The organism is Mesorhizobium sp. WSM4847 (assembly GCF_055811335.1).
The window spans coordinates 24,390-44,212 of sequence record NZ_JBVVPY010000034.1 but is presented as its reverse complement, the minus strand read 5'-3'; the positions used below and the strand labels follow the sequence as shown (position 1 = coordinate 44,212).

At 63.5% G+C, this 19,823-nt stretch carries 16 protein-coding genes and 1 riboswitch; of the genes, 11 read left to right on the top strand and 5 right to left on the bottom strand.

The window, feature by feature from the left end; all coding sequences use genetic code 11:
* Positions 1 to 228: 228 nt before the first annotated feature.
* The 5 genes from glmM to serA all read left to right on the top strand — a co-directional run bounded on the left by glmM (position 229) and on the right by serA (position 6,733).
* Complete coding sequence (gene glmM / locus AC0L28_RS31580) at positions 229 to 1,581, top strand: phosphoglucosamine mutase (protein WP_473482302.1); 1,353 nt, start codon at positions 229 to 231, stop codon at positions 1,579 to 1,581.
* Positions 1,582 to 1,806: 225 nt separating this feature from the next.
* Positions 1,807 to 2,646 carry an outer membrane protein gene (locus AC0L28_RS31575; protein WP_473482300.1) on the top strand — a complete coding sequence of 280 codons (840 nt, stop codon included), beginning with the start codon at positions 1,807 to 1,809 and terminating at the stop codon, positions 2,644 to 2,646.
* 190 nt (positions 2,647 to 2,836) lie between these two features.
* Positions 2,837 to 3,589, top strand: coding sequence for an outer membrane protein (locus tag AC0L28_RS31570; RefSeq protein ID WP_473482298.1), 753 nt, complete (start codon positions 2,837 to 2,839; stop codon positions 3,587 to 3,589).
* Positions 3,590 to 3,777: 188 nt separating this feature from the next.
* Positions 3,778 to 4,953, top strand: a complete 1,176-nt coding sequence (locus AC0L28_RS31565) for a phosphoserine transaminase (RefSeq protein WP_473482296.1) — start codon at positions 3,778 to 3,780, stop codon at positions 4,951 to 4,953.
* A gap of 181 nt (positions 4,954 to 5,134) precedes the next feature.
* Positions 5,135 to 6,733, top strand: coding sequence for a phosphoglycerate dehydrogenase (serA, locus tag AC0L28_RS31560; RefSeq protein WP_031255292.1), 1,599 nt, complete (start codon positions 5,135 to 5,137; stop codon positions 6,731 to 6,733).
* Between the two features lie 106 nt (positions 6,734 to 6,839).
* Here serA and AC0L28_RS31555 read toward each other — a convergent pair whose 3' ends face one another.
* A complete protein-coding gene (locus AC0L28_RS31555; RefSeq protein WP_128245962.1) occupies positions 6,840 to 7,730 on the bottom strand; it encodes a DMT family transporter in 891 nt (296 codons plus the stop codon).
* Positions 7,731 to 8,043: 313 nt separating this feature from the next.
* On the opposite strand from AC0L28_RS31555, the gene AC0L28_RS31550 reads away from it, so the two are divergent.
* Entirely contained in the window at positions 8,044 to 9,342 is a 1,299-nt protein-coding gene (locus AC0L28_RS31550; protein ID WP_128245963.1) for an adenylosuccinate synthase, read from the top strand.
* 74 nt (positions 9,343 to 9,416) lie between these two features.
* A complete protein-coding gene (locus tag AC0L28_RS31545) occupies positions 9,417 to 11,063 on the top strand; it encodes a hypothetical protein (RefSeq protein ID WP_473482293.1) in 1,647 nt (548 codons plus the stop codon).
* A gap of 26 nt (positions 11,064 to 11,089) precedes the next feature.
* Here the strand turns inward: AC0L28_RS31545 and AC0L28_RS31540 are convergent, their stop codons facing one another.
* The 4 genes from AC0L28_RS31540 to AC0L28_RS31525 all read right to left on the bottom strand — a co-directional run bounded on the left by AC0L28_RS31540 (position 11,090) and on the right by AC0L28_RS31525 (position 14,161).
* Entirely contained in the window at positions 11,090 to 11,389 is a 300-nt protein-coding gene (locus tag AC0L28_RS31540) for a CcdB family protein (protein WP_473482291.1), read from the bottom strand.
* Entirely contained in the window at positions 11,389 to 11,631 is a 243-nt protein-coding gene (locus AC0L28_RS31535) for a type II toxin-antitoxin system CcdA family antitoxin (RefSeq protein ID WP_091593381.1), read from the bottom strand. The genes AC0L28_RS31540 and AC0L28_RS31535 overlap by 1 nt, the downstream gene beginning before the upstream one ends.
* Positions 11,632 to 11,694: 63 nt before the next feature.
* The gene (locus AC0L28_RS31530; RefSeq protein WP_287259291.1) at positions 11,695 to 13,515 is read right to left on the bottom strand and encodes an ABC-F family ATP-binding cassette domain-containing protein; all 1,821 of its coding nucleotides are present in this window, start codon (positions 13,513 to 13,515) and stop codon (positions 11,695 to 11,697) included.
* Between the two features lies 1 nt (position 13,516).
* A complete protein-coding gene (locus AC0L28_RS31525; RefSeq protein WP_128170977.1) occupies positions 13,517 to 14,161 on the bottom strand; it encodes a thiamine diphosphokinase in 645 nt (214 codons plus the stop codon).
* 102 nt (positions 14,162 to 14,263) lie between these two features.
* Positions 14,264 to 14,377, top strand: a riboswitch (TPP riboswitch).
* A gap of 43 nt (positions 14,378 to 14,420) precedes the next feature.
* On the opposite strand from AC0L28_RS31525, the gene thiB reads away from it, so the two are divergent.
* From thiB to AC0L28_RS31505, 4 genes are all read left to right on the top strand, one after another.
* Positions 14,421 to 15,434, top strand: a complete 1,014-nt coding sequence (thiB, locus tag AC0L28_RS31520) for a thiamine ABC transporter substrate binding subunit (protein ID WP_473482288.1) — start codon at positions 14,421 to 14,423, stop codon at positions 15,432 to 15,434.
* Between the two features lie 255 nt (positions 15,435 to 15,689).
* Complete coding sequence (thiP, locus tag AC0L28_RS31515) at positions 15,690 to 17,309, top strand: thiamine/thiamine pyrophosphate ABC transporter permease (protein WP_128170979.1); 1,620 nt, start codon at positions 15,690 to 15,692, stop codon at positions 17,307 to 17,309.
* Positions 17,306 to 18,076 (top strand): thiamine ABC transporter ATP-binding protein, encoded by a 771-nt coding sequence (gene thiQ, locus AC0L28_RS31510; RefSeq protein WP_128170980.1) that lies wholly within the window; start codon positions 17,306 to 17,308, stop codon positions 18,074 to 18,076. Before thiP ends, thiQ begins: the two co-directional genes overlap by 4 nt.
* Before the next feature lie 291 nt (positions 18,077 to 18,367).
* Positions 18,368 to 19,795 (top strand): M48 family metalloprotease, encoded by a 1,428-nt coding sequence (locus AC0L28_RS31505; RefSeq protein WP_051505606.1) that lies wholly within the window; start codon positions 18,368 to 18,370, stop codon positions 19,793 to 19,795.
* Positions 19,796 to 19,823: the final 28 nt, after the last annotated feature.

Here is a 19,823-nt window from a genome sequence, read left to right as displayed (position 1 = left end):
ATTCAATGCCTATCGACGCGCACATGAAACAATCCAGATGCGGTCAGAAGTTCCTGAACGCTGTGCTGCAACCAGGGCAGGCAAAATCAAAGCACTGACGTGACACAAAACACACAAGACAACAGTTTTCTAAGGATTGGTGCCCTATAATCATGAATTGTGATGATAGGGCTCGGGCCAATGTGTGGCATGACGTGCCGGCAATGAACCATCGGGAAGCTGACTAGCATGGCAGGAAGTTATTTCGGAACGGACGGCATTCGCGGACGCGCTAACAGATTTCCAATGACGGCGGAGGTCGCCATGAGGGTCGGCATGGCCGCCGGCCTTTCGTTCCAGCGCGGCAACCATCGTCACCGCGTCGTGCTCGGCAAGGACACCAGACTTTCCGGCTACATGATCGAGAATGCGATGGTATCGGGCCTGTGCGCCGCCGGCATGGATGTGTTCCTGCTCGGCCCGATTCCGACGCCCGCGGTCGCCATGCTGGTGCGCTCATTGCGCGCCGACATCGGCGTGATGATCTCGGCCTCGCACAATCCTTACTACGACAACGGCATCAAGCTGTTCGGTCCCGATGGCTACAAGCTTTCCGATGAGATCGAGGAGCGCATCGAGGGCATGCTCGACAAGGATATCGAACTGGCGCTCGCCGACTCGGACGGGCTCGGCCGCGCCAAGCGCGTCGACGGCGTTCATGACCGCTACATCGAATTTGCCAAGCGCACGCTGCCGCGGTCGATGTCGCTGTCGGGCCTCCGCATCGTTGTCGATTGCGCCAACGGCGCTGCGTACAAGGTGGCGCCCGAGGCGCTGTGGGAACTCGGTGCCGAAGTTGTCGCCATCAACGTCGAGCCCAACGGCTTCAACATCAACAAGGAGTGTGGCTCGACCCATCCGGCCGGCCTGCAGAAGAAGGTGCACGAAGTGCGCGCCGATATCGGCATCGCGCTCGACGGCGACGCCGACCGCGTCGTCATCGTCGACGAGAATGGCGCGATCGTCGATGGCGACCAGATCATGGCGCTGATTGCCGAGTCCTGGCATCAGAGCGGACGGCTGGCCGGCGGTGGCATCGTCTCGACGGTGATGTCCAATCTCGGCCTCGAACGCTTCCTCGGCGACATGAACCTGCAGTTGCACCGTACCAAGGTCGGCGACCGCTATGTCGTCGAGCACATGCGTGCGCACGGCCTGAATGTCGGCGGCGAACAGTCGGGCCACATCGTGCTGTCCGATTTTTCCACCACCGGCGACGGCCTCGTCTCGGCACTCCAGGTGCTCGCCTGCATCAAGCGGCAGAACCGACCGGTCAGCGAACTGTCGAAGAAGTTCGCGCCGGTGCCGCAATTGCTGAAGAACGTTCATATTTCCGGCGGCAAGCCGCTCGAGGAAGCGCTGGTCAAGGCGGCGATCGAAGATGGACGCCACCGCCTGGGCCAGGCTGGCCGCCTGGTCATCCGGCCGTCCGGCACGGAACCGCTCATCCGCGTCATGGCGGAAGGCGACGATCAGCAACTGGTCGAGGCCGTCGTCAACGACATCGTCGAGGTCATTTCGGAAACCCGCAGCGCTGCCTGATCCCCCAGTTTTTGCCAGGTGAAAAGCCCGCCCTCCGGCGGGCTTTTTTCGTGTGTCCGCACGCCAAATCGTTGGCGGACAACGCGAAAATCCTGAAAGATTTAGAGATTCATGGTTAAGCGATAGGGTTAAACGGCTTTTAACTTTTCCAATTCATTATCCACGACTGAAACCAATCAGATTCGGACGCGTTCGCTGTGCCGAGGGTTCTCAGGGGTGACAAGCATGTTCAATACAGCAAGAATGGGCCTCTTTGCCGCGCTGCTCGCGGGCGTGGCCGGACCAGTGTTGGCCGCCGACTTCGTCGAGCCGCCCGTGGTCGAGCCGGCCCCGCCGCCGCCCGTCTACGAGCAGCCGGTCGAATATGGCGGCTGGTACATTCGCGGCGACATCGACTACCACTGGTCGAAGTTCCGCGGCGGCGACTACATCACCTACGGGGTGGTTCCAGGCACTGGCAGCTTTGACAGCGGCAAGCTGGATGGCGCCTTCTCGGCCGGCGCCGGCGTCGGCTACCAGATCAACCGGCACTTCCGCACCGACCTGACCGCGGACTGGTTGAGCAAATCCGATTTCCGCGGCTCGACCAGCGGCTTCTGCGGCGTTAATCAGACGCCCTGCACTTCGACCGACCACTCGTCCTATACGGCGCTGCTGCTGCTCGCCAATGCCTATGTCGATATCGGCACCTGGCACGGCGTCACGCCTTATGTCGGCGCCGGCATCGGCGGCGCCTGGGTCAAATGGGACACGCTGCAGAACAATGACATCGACGGCGAGTTCGAGCATCATGGCGGCAAGGGCTGGCGCTTTGCCTATGCGGCCATGGCGGGCGCCTCCTACTGCCTGACCGATCGCGTCAAGCTCGATCTCGGCTACCGCTTCAGCCATATCGAGGGCGGCAAGATGTTCGACTACGCTTCAGACAGCAATGTCGGTCCCGGCCGTGACAAGGGCATCAATGTGCACGAAGTGCGCGGCGGCCTGCGCTACCAGTTCGGCAACTCGGACTGCGCCCAGCCGGAGCCGATCGCCTACGAACCCGAACCGGTTTACACCAAGTAATCGCTTCGAGAGCAGGTTTGCGGACCGCCCGGCAAAAGCCGGGCGGTTTTTTCGTTGTGGCGGCAACGCGCATCAAAATCAATTCGCTAACGCCCTGTTATCCTTAACCGGCACTTAACCACTATGGTTAACAATGCCCTGAAACGGCGCTCGCGATCGCGAATGGCGCCACCTTCGGGAGCCGGGGATCATGACATTCAAATCGCGCATAGTACTGGCGCTTGCAGCAATCGCCCTGACGCCGTTGTCGCAGGCGCTTGGCGCCGACTACGATCCGCCGATCTATGTCGACCAGGCGCCGGACTATGTGCCGGTCGAAGTCGGTTCGGGATGGTATCTGCGCGGCGATGTCGCTTATCTGCCGGAAGAGAGCTACAGGAATGTGGACTTCGCTTTCACGCCTCCAGGTTTCAGCTATAAGGAAAGCGAGGATCCGGTTTTTGCCAGTATCGGCTTCGGATATCATCTGAACGACTACCTTCGAGCCGAAGTGAATCTCGGCTATCTGCCCGGCAACAAGATTAACGTCAGATACAACGATGGAACCGTTGCTGCTTCCGCGAATGTGAAAAATTCCGCCATGACAGGTATGGTGAACGGCTATGTCGACCTGGGAACCTATGTCGGCTTCACGCCCTATGTCGGCGCAGGTGTCGGCCTTTTTCGAAGCAAACGCAGCTTTTCGGCGAGTTATGCCGATGCTAACACCCCGGCAGACAACTTTGCCCTGCGTGACAACAAAACCCAGTATTCCTTTGCTTATTCGCTAAATGCCGGTGTTGCGTACCAAGTGTCCAAGAACGTCTTCGTTGACTTGGGCTACCAGTACCTGTCGTCGCCGGATGCCGAATATGCCACCCTGGCTGACCTGGATGACTCTCCAATCCGCAAAGGGATCGACTCACATCAGATCAAGGTCGGGCTGCGCTACGATCTCTGGTAGGCACGGCGAAAGCCTCGGGGATGCCAGCGGCGGTCTTCGGTCCGCCGTTCTGTTTTTGGTCTGGGATGCGACCAGTATCCCGTCAGCGACAAAAACTTTCCTCTTGACGCCGGAAGCCTGAACGCATATCGCCGTCTGTGGGCCACCCCTCCCCAACGAGGGGCCACTATCTGGAAGGATAGACCACGATGACGATCCATACGAAGCCCGGACTGCGCCCGGCAAATCCCAATTTTTCCTCAGGTCCCTGTGCAAAACGCCCCGGCTGGTCAGTCGAGGCGCTGGCCAATGCCGCGCTCGGACGCTCGCACCGCGCCAAGATCGGCAAGACCAAGCTCGAACAGGCGATCGAGCTGACGCGGGAAATTCTCCAAATTCCGGCGGATTATCGCATCGGCATCGTGCCGGCGTCGGACACCGGCGCGGTCGAGATGGCGCTGTGGTCGCTGCTCGGCGAACGCGGCGTCGACATGGTCGCCTGGGAGAGTTTCGGTTCCGGCTGGGTCACCGATGTGGTCAAGCAGCTGAAGCTCGCCGACGTGCGCAGGATCGAAGCCGGCTACGGCGAACTGCCGGATCTGACAAAAATCGACTTCGACCGCGACGTGGTCTTCACCTGGAACGGCACGACCTCAGGCGTGCGCGTGCCGAACGGCGATTTCATCCCGGCCGCCCGCAAGGGCCTGACCATTTGCGACGCCACGTCGGCGGCCTTTGCGCAAAAGCTCGATTTTGGCAAGCTCGACGTCGTCACCTTCTCCTGGCAGAAGGTGCTGGGCGGCGAAGGTGCGCATGGCATGCTGATCCTCAGCCCACGCGCCGTCGAGCGGCTGGAAAGCTACAAGCCTGGCTGGCCGCTGCCGAAAATCTTTCGCCTCACCTCGGGCGGCAAGCTCATCGAAGGCATTTTTAAGGGCGAAACCATCAACACGCCGTCGATGCTGTGCGTCGAGGATTATCTCGACGCGCTGCGTTGGGCGAAGTCGATCGGCGGTCTCGACGCATTGATTGCCCGCGCCGACGCCAACGCCGCCATTATCGACGGTTTCGTCGATAAATCCGCATGGCTCGGCCATCTGGCCACCGACCCGGCGACGCGGTCGAACACGTCCGTCTGTCTTTCCTTCACCGACCCGGACGTCGCCGCGCTCGATGCCGACGGACAAGCGGCGTTCGCCAAGGGCATCGTCTCGGCGCTCGACAAGGAAGGCGTCGCCTACGATATCGGCGCCTATCGCGATGCACCGCCGGGCCTGCGCATCTGGTGCGGCGCAACCGTCGAGACTTTCGACCTCGAAGCGCTGCTGCCGTGGCTCGACTGGGCCTTTGCCGCGCAAAAGGCGTCGCTCAAGGCGGCCGCCTGATCCCTCCCCTTCGAGGGGAGGGTGGCCCGAAGGGCCGGGTGGGGTCGCCTCCACCCAACTCAACGGTCCGCCGTCCAGAAGAAAAAGATTTCGGCCACGCCCGGCCGCAACCACCCCACCCCGGCACTTCGCGCCGACCCTCCCGTCAGGGGAGGGGCGCCAATCGCAAAGGATGAAGCCCATGCCCCGCGTTCTCGTCTCAGACAAACTCTCCACCACCGCCGTGCAGATCTTCAGGGATCGCGGCATCGAGGTCGACTACCTGCCCGATCTCGGCAAGGACAAGGAAAAGCTGCTCGAAGTGATCGGCCAGTATGACGGCCTCGCCATCCGTTCGGCGACCAAAGTCACCGAAAAGCTGATCGACGCCGCCACAAGGCTCAAGGTGGTCGGCCGCGCCGGCATCGGCGTCGACAATGTCGACATCCCGGCGGCGAGCCGCAAGGGCATCATCGTGATGAACACGCCCTTCGGCAATTCGATCACCACCGCCGAGCATGCCGTCGCCATGATCTTCGCGCTGGCCCGCCAGATACCGGAAGCTAATGCCTCGACCCATGCCGGCAAGTGGGAAAAGAACCGCTTCATGGGCACCGAGATCACCGGCAAGACGCTTGGCATCATCGGCTGCGGCAATATCGGCTCGATCGTCGCTACGCGCGGCGTTGGCCTGAAGATGCACGTCATCGCCTTCGATCCGTTCCTGTCGGACAGTCGCGCCGAGGAGCTCGGCGTCGAGAAGGTGGAACTCGACGAGCTGTTCGCCCGCGCCGATTTCATCACCCTGCACACGCCCTTGACCGACAAGACGCGCAACATCATCGACGCTTCGGCGATCGCCAAAATGAAGACCGGCGTGCGCATCATCAACTGCGCCCGTGGCGGGCTGATCGTCGAGGCCGACCTGATCGCGGCGTTGAAAAGCGGCAAGGTGGCAGGCGCCGGCATCGACGTGTTCGAGGTCGAGCCGGCGGAGAAAAGCGAGCTGTTCGGCATGGAGAATGTGGTGGCGACGCCGCATCTCGGCGCATCGACGATGGAGGCGCAGGAGAATGTCGCTCTGCAGGTCGCCGAGCAGATGGCCGACTACCTGATCAAGGGCGCCGTTTCCAACGCCATCAACATGCCGTCGATCACCGCCGAGGAAGCGCCGCGCCTAAAACCCTTCGTCAAGCTGGCCGAAGTGCTCGGCGCCTTTGTCGGCCAGGTCACCGAGGATCCGATCAAGGAGGTCGAGATCCTGTTCGACGGCTCGACCGCGACGATGAACACGCGCGCGCTGATCAGCGCCACACTTGCCGGGCTGATCCGGCCGCAGGTCTCCGACGTCAACATGGTTTCGGCGCCGATCATGGTCAAGGAGCGCGGCATCATCGTCGCCGAGGTCAAGCGCGACAAATCGGGCGTGTTCGACGGCTATATCAAGCTGACGGTCAAGACCGAGCACAAGACACGTGCGATCGCCGGCACCTGCTTCTCGGACGGCAAGCCGCGCTTCATCCAGATCAAGGGCATCAACCTCGACGCCGAGGTCGGTCAGCACATGCTGTACACGACGAATGCCGACGCGCCCGGCATCATCGGCCTGCTCGGCACGGTCTGCGGCGAGAACGGCGTCAACATCGCCAACTTCCAGCTCGGCCGCAACCGGCCTGGCGGCGATGCCATCGCGCTGCTCTATCTCGATGCGCCGTTCCCGGAGAAGGTGCTGGAACAGGTGCGGGCGCACAAGTCGATCGACTCCGCCAAGCGGCTGCATTTCGACGTCGGCGTCGCCTGAATCATGCGCGAGCGCCCCGCGGGCCTTGTAAGCCCACGGGGCGTTTCGACAATGGCGTCGAAATATCGACAGGGTTCTTTCACGGCCCGTCACAGGTTTCCGGCTGTCAAGTCGCCATTTTACGTCCGCTGTATTCGGCCAGGCTGATGCCGCCGAGCACCAGCACGAGGGCCACGCCCTGATAGAGCTGGAATGTCTCACCGACGATCAGCACCGACAGCAGCGTGCCGAAGATCGGCACCAGGTTGATGAACAGGCCGGCCCGGTTGGCGCCGATCAGTTCGATGCCCCTGATATAAAAAATCTGTGAGACGACCGAAGCGCCGATCGCAGTGTAGAACGCTATCGCCCAGCCGCGCGCATCGGGGATGATGACCTTGCCGGCAGCCACCTCCCAGAGGAAGAAAGGCAGCGAGGTCACCAGTGCGGCAATCGACAGCGCCAGCATCAGGCTTTGCCAGCGTATGGCCGGCTTCAGCCGCAACCCGACCGAGTAGAAGCTGTAGCAAAGCACCGCGATCAGCATGATGGCGTCGCCGAAGTTGAGGTCCAGCTTGAGAAGCTGGCGCAGATCGCCGTGGCTGGCGGTCAGGGCGACGCCGATGATCGTCAGCACGACACCGGCGATCTGCACCCGGTTCACACGCAGGCGAAACAGCACGAAATTGGCGAGGATGATGACGATCGGGATTGCCGCCTGCTCGATCGAGACGTTGATCGCCGTCGTGTAGTTGAGCGCCGTGTAGAAGATCGCGTTGAAAAAGGTGAAGCCGCAAGCGCCGAGCCCGCCAAGCAGCAACCAATGCCTGCGCACCACCGGCCAGTCCTCGCGCAGCGTTCGCCAGCCGATCGGCAGCATGATCAGAACGGCCAGGACCCAGCGCAGGAAGACCAGCGTCATCGGCGAAATATGGTCGACTGCCAGCTTGCCGGCCACGGAGTTGCCGCCCCACAGCAAGGTGGTGAACAGCAGGAACAGATAGGCGGTTCGATGCATCGCGAAATTCCAGCCGGGGTGGGCAGGGTCATTGCCGACCTATTGTGGTGGTTCGCCCAAGTAAATGATGTCAAACGCGAAAATTGTTGTGCCTGAGGGCGCTTTCGGCGGCAAAGAATGGTCGCGCTCGCCGGGTGTTGACGTTATAGAACGACGTACGTCCACCTGGACGCACAAAGTACGCGTCTCAAGGCTTTGAACGTTCGCGTCGTGCTATCCGAAAATCGATTCCGATTTTCTGGCCGATGCGATAGAAGCCTGTCGTTTCGAACCATTCAAGCCGCTCGGAGCGGCGCCTCAAGGGAAAAGAAACATGGCCAATGTGGTGGTCGTCGGCTCGCAATGGGGCGACGAGGGCAAAGGCAAGATCGTCGACTGGCTGTCGGAACGCGCCGACGTCGTCGTGCGCTTCCAGGGCGGCCACAATGCCGGCCATACGCTGGTCGTCGACGGCAAGGTCTACAAGCTGTCGCTGCTGCCGTCCGGCGTGGTGCGGCAAGGCAAGCTGTCCATCATCGGCAATGGCGTCGTCTTCGACCCGCATGCCTTCGTCGCGGAAGTAACGAAATTGAAGGCGCAAGGGGTCGAGGTGACGCCGGAGCGCCTGAAAATAGCCGAAAACACCGCGCTTATCCTGTCCTTGCACCGGGAGTTGGACGGATTCCGCGAAGACGCCGCCTCCAATTCGGGAACGAAAATCGGCACGACCCGTCGCGGCATCGGCCCCGCTTATGAGGATAAGGTGGGCCGGCGCGCAGTCAGGGTGATGGATTTGGCGGATTTGGAAACGCTGCCCTTGAAGGTCGACAGGCTGCTGACGCATCACAATGCGCTGCGCCGCGGGCTCGGCCACTCCGAAGTCACGCATGGCGCAATCATGAGTGAGCTGATTTCGGTCGCCGACGAGATCCTGCCCTATATGGACCGCGTCTGGAAGATCCTCGACGACAAGCGCCGTGCCGGCGAACGCATCCTGTTCGAGGGCGCGCAGGGCACGCTGCTCGACATCGACCACGGCACCTATCCGTTCGTCACCTCGTCCAACACGGTGGCTGGCCAAGCGGCCGCCGGATCCGGCGTCGGCCCGGGTGCCATCGGTTATGTGCTCGGCATCACCAAGGCCTATACGACGCGTGTCGGCGAAGGTCCGTTCCCGACCGAACAGAAGAACGAGATCGGCGAGTTCCTGGGCACGCGCGGCCACGAGTTCGGCGTCGTCACCGGCCGCAAGCGCCGCTGCGGCTGGTTCGATGCCGTGCTGGTTCGCCAAGCCGTCGCCGTAAACGGCATCAAGGGCATCGCCCTGACCAAGCTCGACGTGCTCGACGGGCTGGACGAGATCAAGGTCTGCACCGGCTACCGCCTCGATGGCGAGGCGATCGACTATCTGCCGGCCAGCCAGGGTGCGCAGGCGCGCGTCGAACCGGTCTACGAGACGCTGGAGGGCTGGAAAGGCACCAGCGCTGGCGCCAGAAGCTGGAACGATCTGCCGGCCCAGGCAGTCAAATATGTCCGTCACATCGAGGAACTGATCGGCGCGCCGGTCGCACTCCTTTCCACCAGCCCTGAACGGGACGACACAATACTTGTGACCGATCCGTTTCAAGACTAGATTCCAAGCTGTTCCGGGCATCGCGGCCGATTTGCGGGGGCCGGCCCAGAAACGAAATGCAGGTCGACTGAAGCATGGCAGATTTTGTTGGTGCTCTGAAAAAGACGCTCGACGGTCTTGGAAATCCGACGCCGGAGATACGCGCCAGGGTCTATGACAAGGCCCGTTCGACAATCGCGGACAAGCTTGCGAAGAACATGCCGCCGCTGGCGCCGTCGGTCGTTGCCCAGCATAAGCGCACTCTGGAAGATGCCATCGCCATCGTCGAGCGGGGCTACGCCAAGCCTGCGCCGGTATCCGATCCGCTGTCGGAGCTGGAGGACATCTTCTCCTCCATCGACCGCAACAAGAACCAACCCAGCCATGTCCGACAGCCGGCAAAGGCCGAGCCGGCATGGCAGCCGGCCAAGACCGAGCCGGAATGGCAGCCGGCACCTGCCGCCAAAGCCTCGCTGAATTGGCAAAAACCGCCTCCAGAGGGCACCGATGCGGAGCCTTCGGACGCGGATCTTCCAGCGGCGTACGAGAACAGCGATAGCTTTAGAGACGATGTCTTCCCCAACGACGAGGAGCCGGCGCCGGACACTTTTCAGCGTCAGCATCCTGCCGAGCGCAGGCGCAGCTATGGCGGGCTGATCGCCGCTGTCATCGCCTTGCTCGTCATCGCGGGCGGCGGCTACGGCATCTGGCTGAACAAGGACGCGTTCAGCAACATGCTGGGTCTCAACAGCACGACGGTCGCAACCGTAGAACCGCTGGTGAAGCCGAGCCCGGCCGAGCGGCCGGCTGCCGATGCTGCGGCAAGGGCCCCGGCCGCAGCGGCTCCAGCCGATGCCGAGGGCACAAAGTTCACCCAGCGGCTGACACCGGAGGGCGGTGAGGTCGATCCCGGCCCCGCTTCAGGACAAGGCGGCATCGGAGAGGGCGAATCCGTCGCAGCACTGACCACGCCGCCGCCGGCCGCACCTGCGCCTGCAGCGCCGGCCGGTGATCCGCCAGCCACGACTGTGCCCGCAACGCCGGGTGCGGCGCCCGCAACACCGCCTGCCGACGGCACGCCGCCGGCGCCGGCGGCGCCGACCGATAGCGCAGCCGCGCCGGCAGCGCCGGCCCCGGGTGCCGCGCCGGGTGCTGCACCGACAGCCGCGCCTGCGGAAACCGCGCTGGCGGTCGGCCAGAAGGCGATCTTCTACGAGGAGCGCACCAGCACCGCGCAAGGCTCGGCCGAGCCCGGCAGCATCGTCTGGTCGCTGGTGCAGGAATCGCCCGGCGGCAATCTGCCGCCCGAGCCGGCAATCCGCGCCGAGGCGAGCATTCCGGGCAAGGACGTGCAGTTGCGCATGACCATCCGCCGCAACACCGACCAGACGCTGCCGGCCAGCCACATCATCGAGATGATTTTCCTGACGCCCGATGGTTTCGACGGCGGCGGTGTCGACAACATCCTGCGCGTCGCCATGAAGGGCTCTGAACAGGATGCCGGCAGTCCACTGATCGGCATCCCGGCCAAGATCGCCGACGGCTTCTTCCTGGTGGCTCTCAACGACACAAAGCCGGACGAAGACGCCAATCTGACCCTGCTGCGGGGCCAGAAATGGATCGACGTGCCGGTCGTCTACAAGACCGGACGGCGGGCGCTGCTCACCATGGAAAAGGGCATTCCCGGCGAGAAGGTGTTCGACGAGGCGCTGAAGGCCTGGCAAACAAAAGAGGCGGGCTGAGGCCGGCTCACCAGCCTCTCTTCGGCTCAGAAGCCCTGGAACAGCATGTCGAGCGCGGCCACGATGTCGTCTTGATGCCTGGAGATATTCAGTCGACTTTCGCCCAATTCCTTTGCCGGAACCGTGGCGATCAGATGGGTGGCCACAACCAATTTTCGCCCATTGATCTCGACGAGGGGATGGAGCTTTCGCATCGGCGGCGGCGTCATTGTTGTCGGAAGCAGCGGGATCACCACCCGTGTTTTAAAATCGTCGAGCAGGTCGGATTGGACGTCCAGCAAATAGCTGCCTTCGACCCGACCCGCGAAGACATCATAGCGTGCCATCAGAACTGCCGATGTTCTTCCAACGGAATACCGTGCTTTTCGACGTATTCGTTCCACGCTTCTATTGTGGCGCGATTCTCAAGTTTCCATAGTCGGGCTTTTTCGGCAGCCACCGCCTCTGCGATACCGGCTTCGGCGGCGCGCGAGACATTCACATCGAGTCCCTTGGCTTCCTTCATGAGCTTTGAGTCGATCGACAGATTTGCCGGCTGACGAACCGCATTCATAGCTATCTTTCGCATGATAACCTCCGCAGAATGCGCATAATGTATGCGCATTGTCGTGTTGGAGCAACGGCGAAGCGTCTACCCCTCCATCTCCTCGCGCAGCAATTCAAGTTCCAGCCATTCCGACTCGAGCGCTGCCAGCGTGGCGCGCTCCTTGTCGAGCGCGGCGATGGTCTTCTGGAATGAGGCCGGGTCGCGCTCGTAATAGGCCGGGTCGGCGATATTGTCCTCCAGCCGTGATATCGAGGCGGTCACCGCGTCGATCTTCTTGGGCAGCGATTCCAGCGCGAATTTCTGCTTGAACGACAGTTTTTTCGCCGGGCCCTTCGGCGCAGTTGCCTCGGTCCTGGCTGCCGCCGCCACTTCACTCGTCTCGGCCTTCGGCCGTGCCTTGCGGTCGTCCAGCCTGGTGCCGCCGCGCTGCGCCAGCATGTCGGAATAGCCGCCTGCATATTCGATCCAGCGGCCGCCGCCTTCCGGCGCGATCAGGCTGGTCACCGTGCGGTCGAGGAAATCGCGGTCGTGGCTGACCAGGATGACGGTGCCGGCAAAACCGGCGACCAGTTCCTGCAGCAGTTCCAGCGTCTCCATGTCGAGATCGTTGGTCGGCTCGTCCAGCACCAAAAGATTTGCCGGCCGCGCCAGCACACGGGCGAGTAGCAGCCGCGCCCGCTCGCCGCCCGAAAGCTCGCGCACCGGCGTGCGCGCCTGTTCCGGCTTGAACAGGAAGTCCTTCATGTAGGAGACGACGTGGCGCTGCTCGCCGTTGATGACAAGGTTCTCGCCGCGGCCGTCGGTGAGATACTGCGCCAGCGTCTCTTGCGGGTCGACCGCCTCGCGTTTCTGGTCGAGCGTGGCGATCTCCAGATTGGTGCCGAGTCGCACCGTGCCTGAGTCCGGCTTCAATTCGCCGGTCAGCATCTTCAGCAGCGTCGTCTTGCCGACGCCGTTCGGGCCGACCAGGCCAACGCGGTCACCGCGCTGGATGCGGGTCGAGAAACCCCTGACCACGGTGAGGTCGCCAAAGCTCTTCTCGATGTTCCTGGCCTCGATCACCAGCTTGCCGGATTCGGCGGCGTCGCTGGCCACCATGGTCGCCGCACCCTCGGCGCCGCGATGGCCGCGAAAGCGCTGGCGCATGGTCTGCAGTTCGCCGAGCCGGCGCATGTTGCGCTTGCGCCTTGCCGTCACGCCATAGCGCAACCAGTGCTCCTCGCGAACGATCTGGCGGCCAAGCTTGTGCTGCTCGCGCTCTTCTTCTTCCAGCACGGTGTCGCGCCATTCCTCGAAATGGCCAAAACCCTTGTCCAGCCTGCGGGTCTGGCCACGATCGAGCCAGACGGTGGCGCGCGACACGCGCTCGAGGAAGCGGCGGTCGTGCGAGATGACGATCAGCGCCGAAGAGGTGCGGGCAAGCTCCTCCTCCAGCCATTCGATGACCGACAGGTCGAGATGGTTGGTCGGCTCATCGAGGAGGAGAATGTCGGGCTCCGGCGCCATGACGCGTGCCAGGGCAGCACGGCGGGCTTCACCGCCGGAGAGATCGTTCGGCCGTTCCTCGCCGGACAGGCCGAGATGCTCCATCAGATAGGTGGCGCGGTAGGGATCGTCGGCGGGTCCGAGCCCCGCCTCGACATAGGCGCGGACGCTGGCGAAACCATCCATGTCGGGCATTTGCGGCAGGTAGCGCACTGTTGCCGAAGGCTGGCGGAACACCTCGCCATCCTGCGGCTCGATCAATCCCGCAGCGATCTTCAGCAACGTCGACTTGCCCGAGCCGTTGCGGCCGACCAGAGCGATCTTGTCGCCCGCCGACGCCGTCAGTTCCGTCCCGTCGAGCAGCGGCGTGCCACCGAAGGTCAGTTTTATCCCGTCGAGATTGAGAAGCAGCGGCGCCATGTCAGCTTTCAGGTAGGGGGAATGGATGGGCGAGCAACAGCGCGCGGCCGCTGCCCAGCGCGACTTCGAGCCGGCCCTTGACCTCGTTGGAAATGGTCAGCGACGAGCCGAACGCCACCTCGACATGGTTCAGCGGCCATTTGGCGCCGGTCACGGTCAGACCGGCAAGGTCGGAGAAGCCGAGAATCGAAAACAGCGTGCCGTCGGCGTAGTCGAAGCCGGCCTTTCCGGGAAGCAAGGGGACGCCTTCCTGTGCGCCACTGGTCAAAAGCACCTCTGTCTCTGCCTCGGCCAGCCGGACGCCGAGCGCCAGGTGCAGGAAGGCGTGGTCGGTGCGCTTGCCGCCGAACGCGCCGGCGAGCACGAGGCTGGTCGCGCCGCGTTCGAGCGCGGCGGCGATAGCCAGTTCGCCGTCGGTCTTGTCCTTTTCTGCCGGAAACACCTGGCGCGGCACGGCGGCGAGCTCGTCCGGCAAATCCGCCGGCACCGAATCGAAGTCGCCGACCCAGAGTTCCGGCGTCAGGCGCAGAGTCCGGGCATGGCTGATGCCGGCGTCGGCGGCGATGACACGCGTGCCTTCGACCTGGCGGTCGAGCAGCGGCGTGCGGATAAGGTCGCCGCCAAGCAGGATGGTGAATTTGCTCATATGCGTGGCCCTTACCAGCCCTGCTTGCGAAACGGAAGGCCGCGGTCTGGATGCCCGGCAAACTTCCGCTTGCGCCGCAGATGGGCCGGGCCTATGTGTCGAAGCGCTCTAACGGGGTGCTGGACGCGATCTTCGCGGACCGGCTGAGAGGCAACCTGCCAACCCGCTGAACCTGATCCGGTTTGTACCGGCGGAGGGATTAGACGTTTCGGACAACCCGACGCCTCAATTCCCTTCAACGCCAACGAAGGAGGCGCCGATGCGCACGTTTTTATACACACTTGTTTCGGCAGTGCTGCTCGCGGCGACCGTTCTCGCCGGCACCGGGCCGGCATCCGCGCAGGAAAAACTCACCGTCTATACCTATGAGAGCTTCACCGCCGAATGGGGTCCAGGCCCGGCGGTCAAGAAGGCGTTCGAGGCCGAATGCGGCTGTATTCTCGAATTCGTCGCGGTCGCCGACGGCGTCGCCCTGCTCAACCGCGTCAGGCTGGAAGGGGCCACGACCAAGGCCGACATCGTGCTCGGCCTCGACACCAATCTGACGGCGGAAGCCAAGGCCACCGGCCTGTTTTCGCCGCATGGTGCCGTCATCGACGTCAAGGTGCCGGGCGGCTGGAGCGACGATATTTTCGTGCCGTTCGACTATGGTTATTTCGCCGTCGTCTACGACACCGAAAAGCTGAAGACGCCGCCGAAGAGCCTGAAGGAATTGGTCGAGGGCAATGCCGATGAAAAGATCGTCATTCAGGATCCGCGCACCTCGACGCCCGGTCTCGGCCTGCTGTTGTGGGTGAAGTCGGTTTATGGCGACAAGGCGCCCGAAGCCTGGGCCAAGCTTAAGGCAAAGGTGCTCACCGTGACGCCGGGCTGGAGCGAGGCCTACGGCCTGTTCACCAAGGGCGAGGCGCCGATGGTGCTGTCCTATACCACGTCGCCGGCCTATCACATGGTCGCCGAAAACACCCAACGCTATCAGGCAGCGTCCTTCGACGAGGGCGCGTATCTGCAGATCGAGGTTGCCGGCATCACCAAATCAGGTGCGAAGAACCCGTTGGCGAAACAGTTCCTGACTTTCATGACCGGGCCGAAATTCCAGGATGTCATTCCCGAGACCAACTGGATGTTCCCTGCCGGCAAGACCGAGAAGCCGCTCAATCCGGCTTTCGACAAGCTCGTCAAGCCGACCAAGACGTTGCTGTTAAGCCCCGAAGAGGTCGCCGCCAACCGCAAGGCCTGGGTCGACGAATGGCTGTCGGTGATGAGCAAGTAGGACTTAGATTTCTGCATGGTGTTCGCTCCACGCCACCCCCCTCTGGCCTGCCGGCCATCTCCCCCTCCAGGGGGGAGATCGGATGTCACTTCCGCTTTCGCCAATCGCAACAGTCGAAGGATTGAGGCGAGGGTGAAGCTTCTAATCTCCCCCCTTGTGGGGGAGATGGCCGGCAGGCCAGAGGGGGGTGGGCGGGAACTCGACCTCAGCCACATCCCATCTTTCAGCGCCCGCCGTTAAGTTGGGCAGCGCGGAATGCACACTGGCCATCGTAGAGATCCCCGCATCACCGCCGGCACCATCGCGCTTGCCGCTGTTGCGCTGCTGATCGGCGGCGCGTTCGCCGGGCTCATCGTCGAAGGCGCCCGCGATCCGTCCGGCGCCGCGTCGGCCTTCGATTCCTACCTCTTCCGCGTCGCCCGATTCACGTTGTGGCAGGCATTGCTGTCGACGCTGCTCTCCGTCGTGCCGGCGCTGTTCGTGGCGCGGGCGCTGTCGCGGCATCCGCGCTTCTTTGGTCGCGGCCTGATCCTGCAGCTCTTCGCCGTGCCGCTCGCGCTGCCGGCCATCGTCGCAGCACTCGGGATTCTGGCACTCTATGGCCGTGCCGGCTATTTCGCCGGCGTGCTCAGCGCGAACGGCGGTCAGGGCTGGCCGGGCATATACGGCCTGTCCGGCATACTCGTCGCCCATGTCTTCTTCAATCTGCCGCTGGCGACGCGGCTGTTCCTCGAAGCGCTTGCGACAGTGCCGGCCGACCAGTGGCGGCTGGCGAGCCAACTTGGCATGGGCGCCAGGCCCGCCTTCCGGCTGATCGAATGGCCGACGCTGCGCGCGGCGCTGCCGGGCGTCGCCGGGCTTGTCTTCATGCTCTGCATCACATCCTTTACCATCGTACTCACGCTGGGCGGCGGGCCGCGTGCGACAACGCTGGAGGTCGCCATCTACCAGGCGCTGCGTTTCGATTTCGATCCTGCCCGAGCGGTGACGCTGACAGTGCTGCAGATCGCGCTGACCTTCGTCGTCGTGCTGGCATTGATGCGGCTCGGCGCCAATACCGTCGGCGACGCCAACCTGCCGGTGGCTTCGCGCCGCTATCTTTCGGCCGGCGCCGCCGAGACCGTGCTGAACGCAGCATTGATCATCCTCGCTTTGCTGTTCGTCGCCGGGCCGATGGCGGCCACGGTGACGTCAGGCCTTGGCGCCGATCTCGGCCGGCTGGCGGGCGAGAGCGCGGTGCGGCAAGCGGCGCTGACCAGCGCCGTGCTCGCCTTGCTGGCGGCGCTGCTCGCAGTGGCGCTGTCGCTGTCGCTGGTCATGGCACGACGGGCGCTGGCCTTGAGGCGTCGCGTCGGCGCCGGGACGCTGCTCGAACACGCCACCGATACCGGCGCCGGCTTCGTCCTCGTCGTGCCGCCCGTCGTCATAGGCGCCGGCTGGTTCCTGCTGCTGCGTTCGGTCAGCGACGTCTTTGCCATCGCCCCTGTCATGGTCGTCGCCGTCAATGCGGTGATGGCGATGCCGTTTGCCATCCGCGCCATTCGCCCCGGCTATGATGCGGCGAGTGAACGTCACGAACGGCTCTGTCTGCTGCTTGGCATTTCGGGCTGGAGCCGTTTCCGGCTGGTCGACTGGCCGTCGCTGCGGCGGCCGCTCGCCACCGGCTTCGCGTTCGCGATGGCTTTGTCGCTCGGCGATCTCGGCGTCATTGCCCTGTTTGGCAGCGACTCCCTGCAGACGCTGCCTTATCTCTTGCTGGCCCGCATGGGCAGCTACCGCACGATGGACGCGGCCGGCCTGGCATTGCTGCTCGGCCTGGTCTGTCTCGCGCTTGTCCTGGCCGCGGACTGGCTGGGACGGGGAGAAAAATCATGATGCTCAACAGCGAAAACGGTACGGCTGTGCGGCTGGAAAAGGTCTCGTTCAGCTATGGCGAAGCGCCGTTTTTATTCGATGTCGAGTTCGCCGCCTCGAAGATCACCGCCATCATGGGGCCGAGCGGCTCGGGAAAATCGACGCTGCTCAACCTGGTGGCCGGCTTCGAGACGCCGCAATCGGGCCGCGTGCTGATCGGTGGCGGCGACGTCGGCGGTAAACCACCTTCGGCGCGGCCAGTGTCGATGGTGTTCCAGGAAAACAATCTCTTCGCCCATCTTTCGGTCGAACGAAATGTCGGCCTTGGCCGCTCGCCGTCGCTCAGGCTGACCGAGGCCGACCACGCTGCAATCGCCGCGGCGCTCAAGCGCGTCGGCCTTGCCGGCAAGCAACAGCGCCTGCCGCGCGAACTCTCCGGCGGCGAGCGGCAGCGCGTCGCACTCGCCCGCGTCCTGGTGCGCGACCGGCCGGTGCTCTTGCTCGACGAACCGTTCGCCTCGCTCGGACCGGCGTTGCGCGACGACATGCTCGATCTGGTAGCCGACGTCCATGCGGAGCGGCGCATGACGGTGCTGTTCGTCACCCATCAGCCGGAGGACGCCCACCGTATCGGCCAGGACATGGTGTTCCTGGACAATGGCACGGTTGCCGCAACCGGGACTGTCGCCGATTTTTTTACCAAGGCTGGACCGGAAGCCTTCCGGCGCTATATCGGTGCAGGTCCGTTTGGCGCAGGATCACGAGATGTTGCCCGGAAGCGGACATAATTTACGGCCAAACCGGCTTCAGGCGATGTGGCGTTTGCTTGCCATGGTCAAAGTAGTGTGGCTAGGTCCTCCGATACTGGTCCGGCATAGGTTGTGATTTGCCACTACGGTGCCATCCGCGCTCGTGGGCTCGAAGGACGCTGTGGCAGTTGATTTTGCGCATGATCTGAAAATCGATGCCCGATTTTCGGGCCATGTGCTGAGAGCCGAAAGGAAGCTGTTCTGCCGACCGGCACAGACAGAGTGAGAAGGAAACCGCTGGCGCGCTTCCTGGCGCTGGCCGGCTTTGCCATGGCGTTGGCAAGCTGCCAGATGTTCACGCCTCCGGACGTTCAGGAATCCGGCTTCCAGCCTTCCAGCAAACCGGTCACCGTCGACAATGTTGCCGCCAACAGCAAGGTCGCCGAAATGGCCAAGGCGCAGCATCCGCGCATCCTCGCGACCTATGGCGGCGAATATTCCGATCCCAAGCTCGAGCGCATGGTCGCCAAAGTCGTCGGCAGCCTGACGGTGGTTTCGGCCAACCCGAGCCAGACCTACCGCATCACGATCCTCAATTCGCCCAACGTCAACGCTTTCGCATTGCCTGGCGGCTATCTCTACATCACGCGCGGCCTGTTGGCGCTGGCCAACGATTCGGCCGAGCTCGCCGCGGTCATCGCGCATGAGATGGGCCATGTCACTGCAAACCACGGCTTGCAGCGCCAGCAGCTCGAGGCCGAGGAAGGCTTTGCGACAAAAGTCGTCTCGGATGTGCTCGGCGACAGCCCGACCGCCAAGGCGGCACTGATCCGCGGCAAGCTGCGGCTTGCCCAGTTCTCGCGCAATCAGGAGCTGGAGGCCGACGGCATCGGCATCAAGTCGATCGGCGAGGCGGGCTTCGATCCGTTTGCCGCCGGCCGCTTCCTGCAGTCCATGTCGGCCTACACCGATTTCCGCTCGATCAGCGGCGCCACCGATGCCAGCCTCGACTTCCTGGCAACGCACCCGAACACGCCGCAACGCATCGATCTGGCGCAGCGCCATGCCCGCCAGTTCGGCGCGCCCGGCGTCGGCACGCGCGACCGCGACGCCTTCCTCGCCGGCATAGACGGGCTGCTCTACGGCGATACGCCGGAGGAAGGCTATGTGCGTGGCGAAACCTTCCTGCATCCGGGGCTCGGCGTGTCGTTCTCGGTGCCCGACGGCTTCATCATCGACAACTCGGCCGCGGCGGTGACGGCAACCGGGCCGGGCGACATAGCGATCCGCTTCGACGGCGTCTCGATCGACAGGAACCGATCGCTGACCGACTACCTCCGCAGCGGCTGGGTGGCCGGTCTCGACGAAAGCAGCGTGCGCCAGGAAACAATCAACGGCAACGAGGCGGCGACGGCGCATGCCAGCGCCGAGGGCTGGCAGTTCGGCATCGCGGTGATCCGCGCCGGCGGCCAGGTCTACCGGCTGCTGACGGCAGCCCCCTCCGCCAGCACCTCGCTGGACGCGGTGGCGCGCTCGGTCAGCGGCTCGTTCCGGATCTTGAGCGCAGCCGAAAAAGCAGAGCTGAAGCCGCTGCATATCCGCGTCGTCACGGTCCGGCCCGGACAGACCATGGGTTCGCTCGCGGCGCAGATGGTCGGCGTCGACCGCAAGCTCGACCTGTTCAGGGTGCTCAATGCAATGTCGCCCGGCGCAGCCGTTTCGGCCGGCGACAAGGTCAAGATCATCACCGACAGATAAGGTGTGTCGATATTCAGGTGATGCCGGC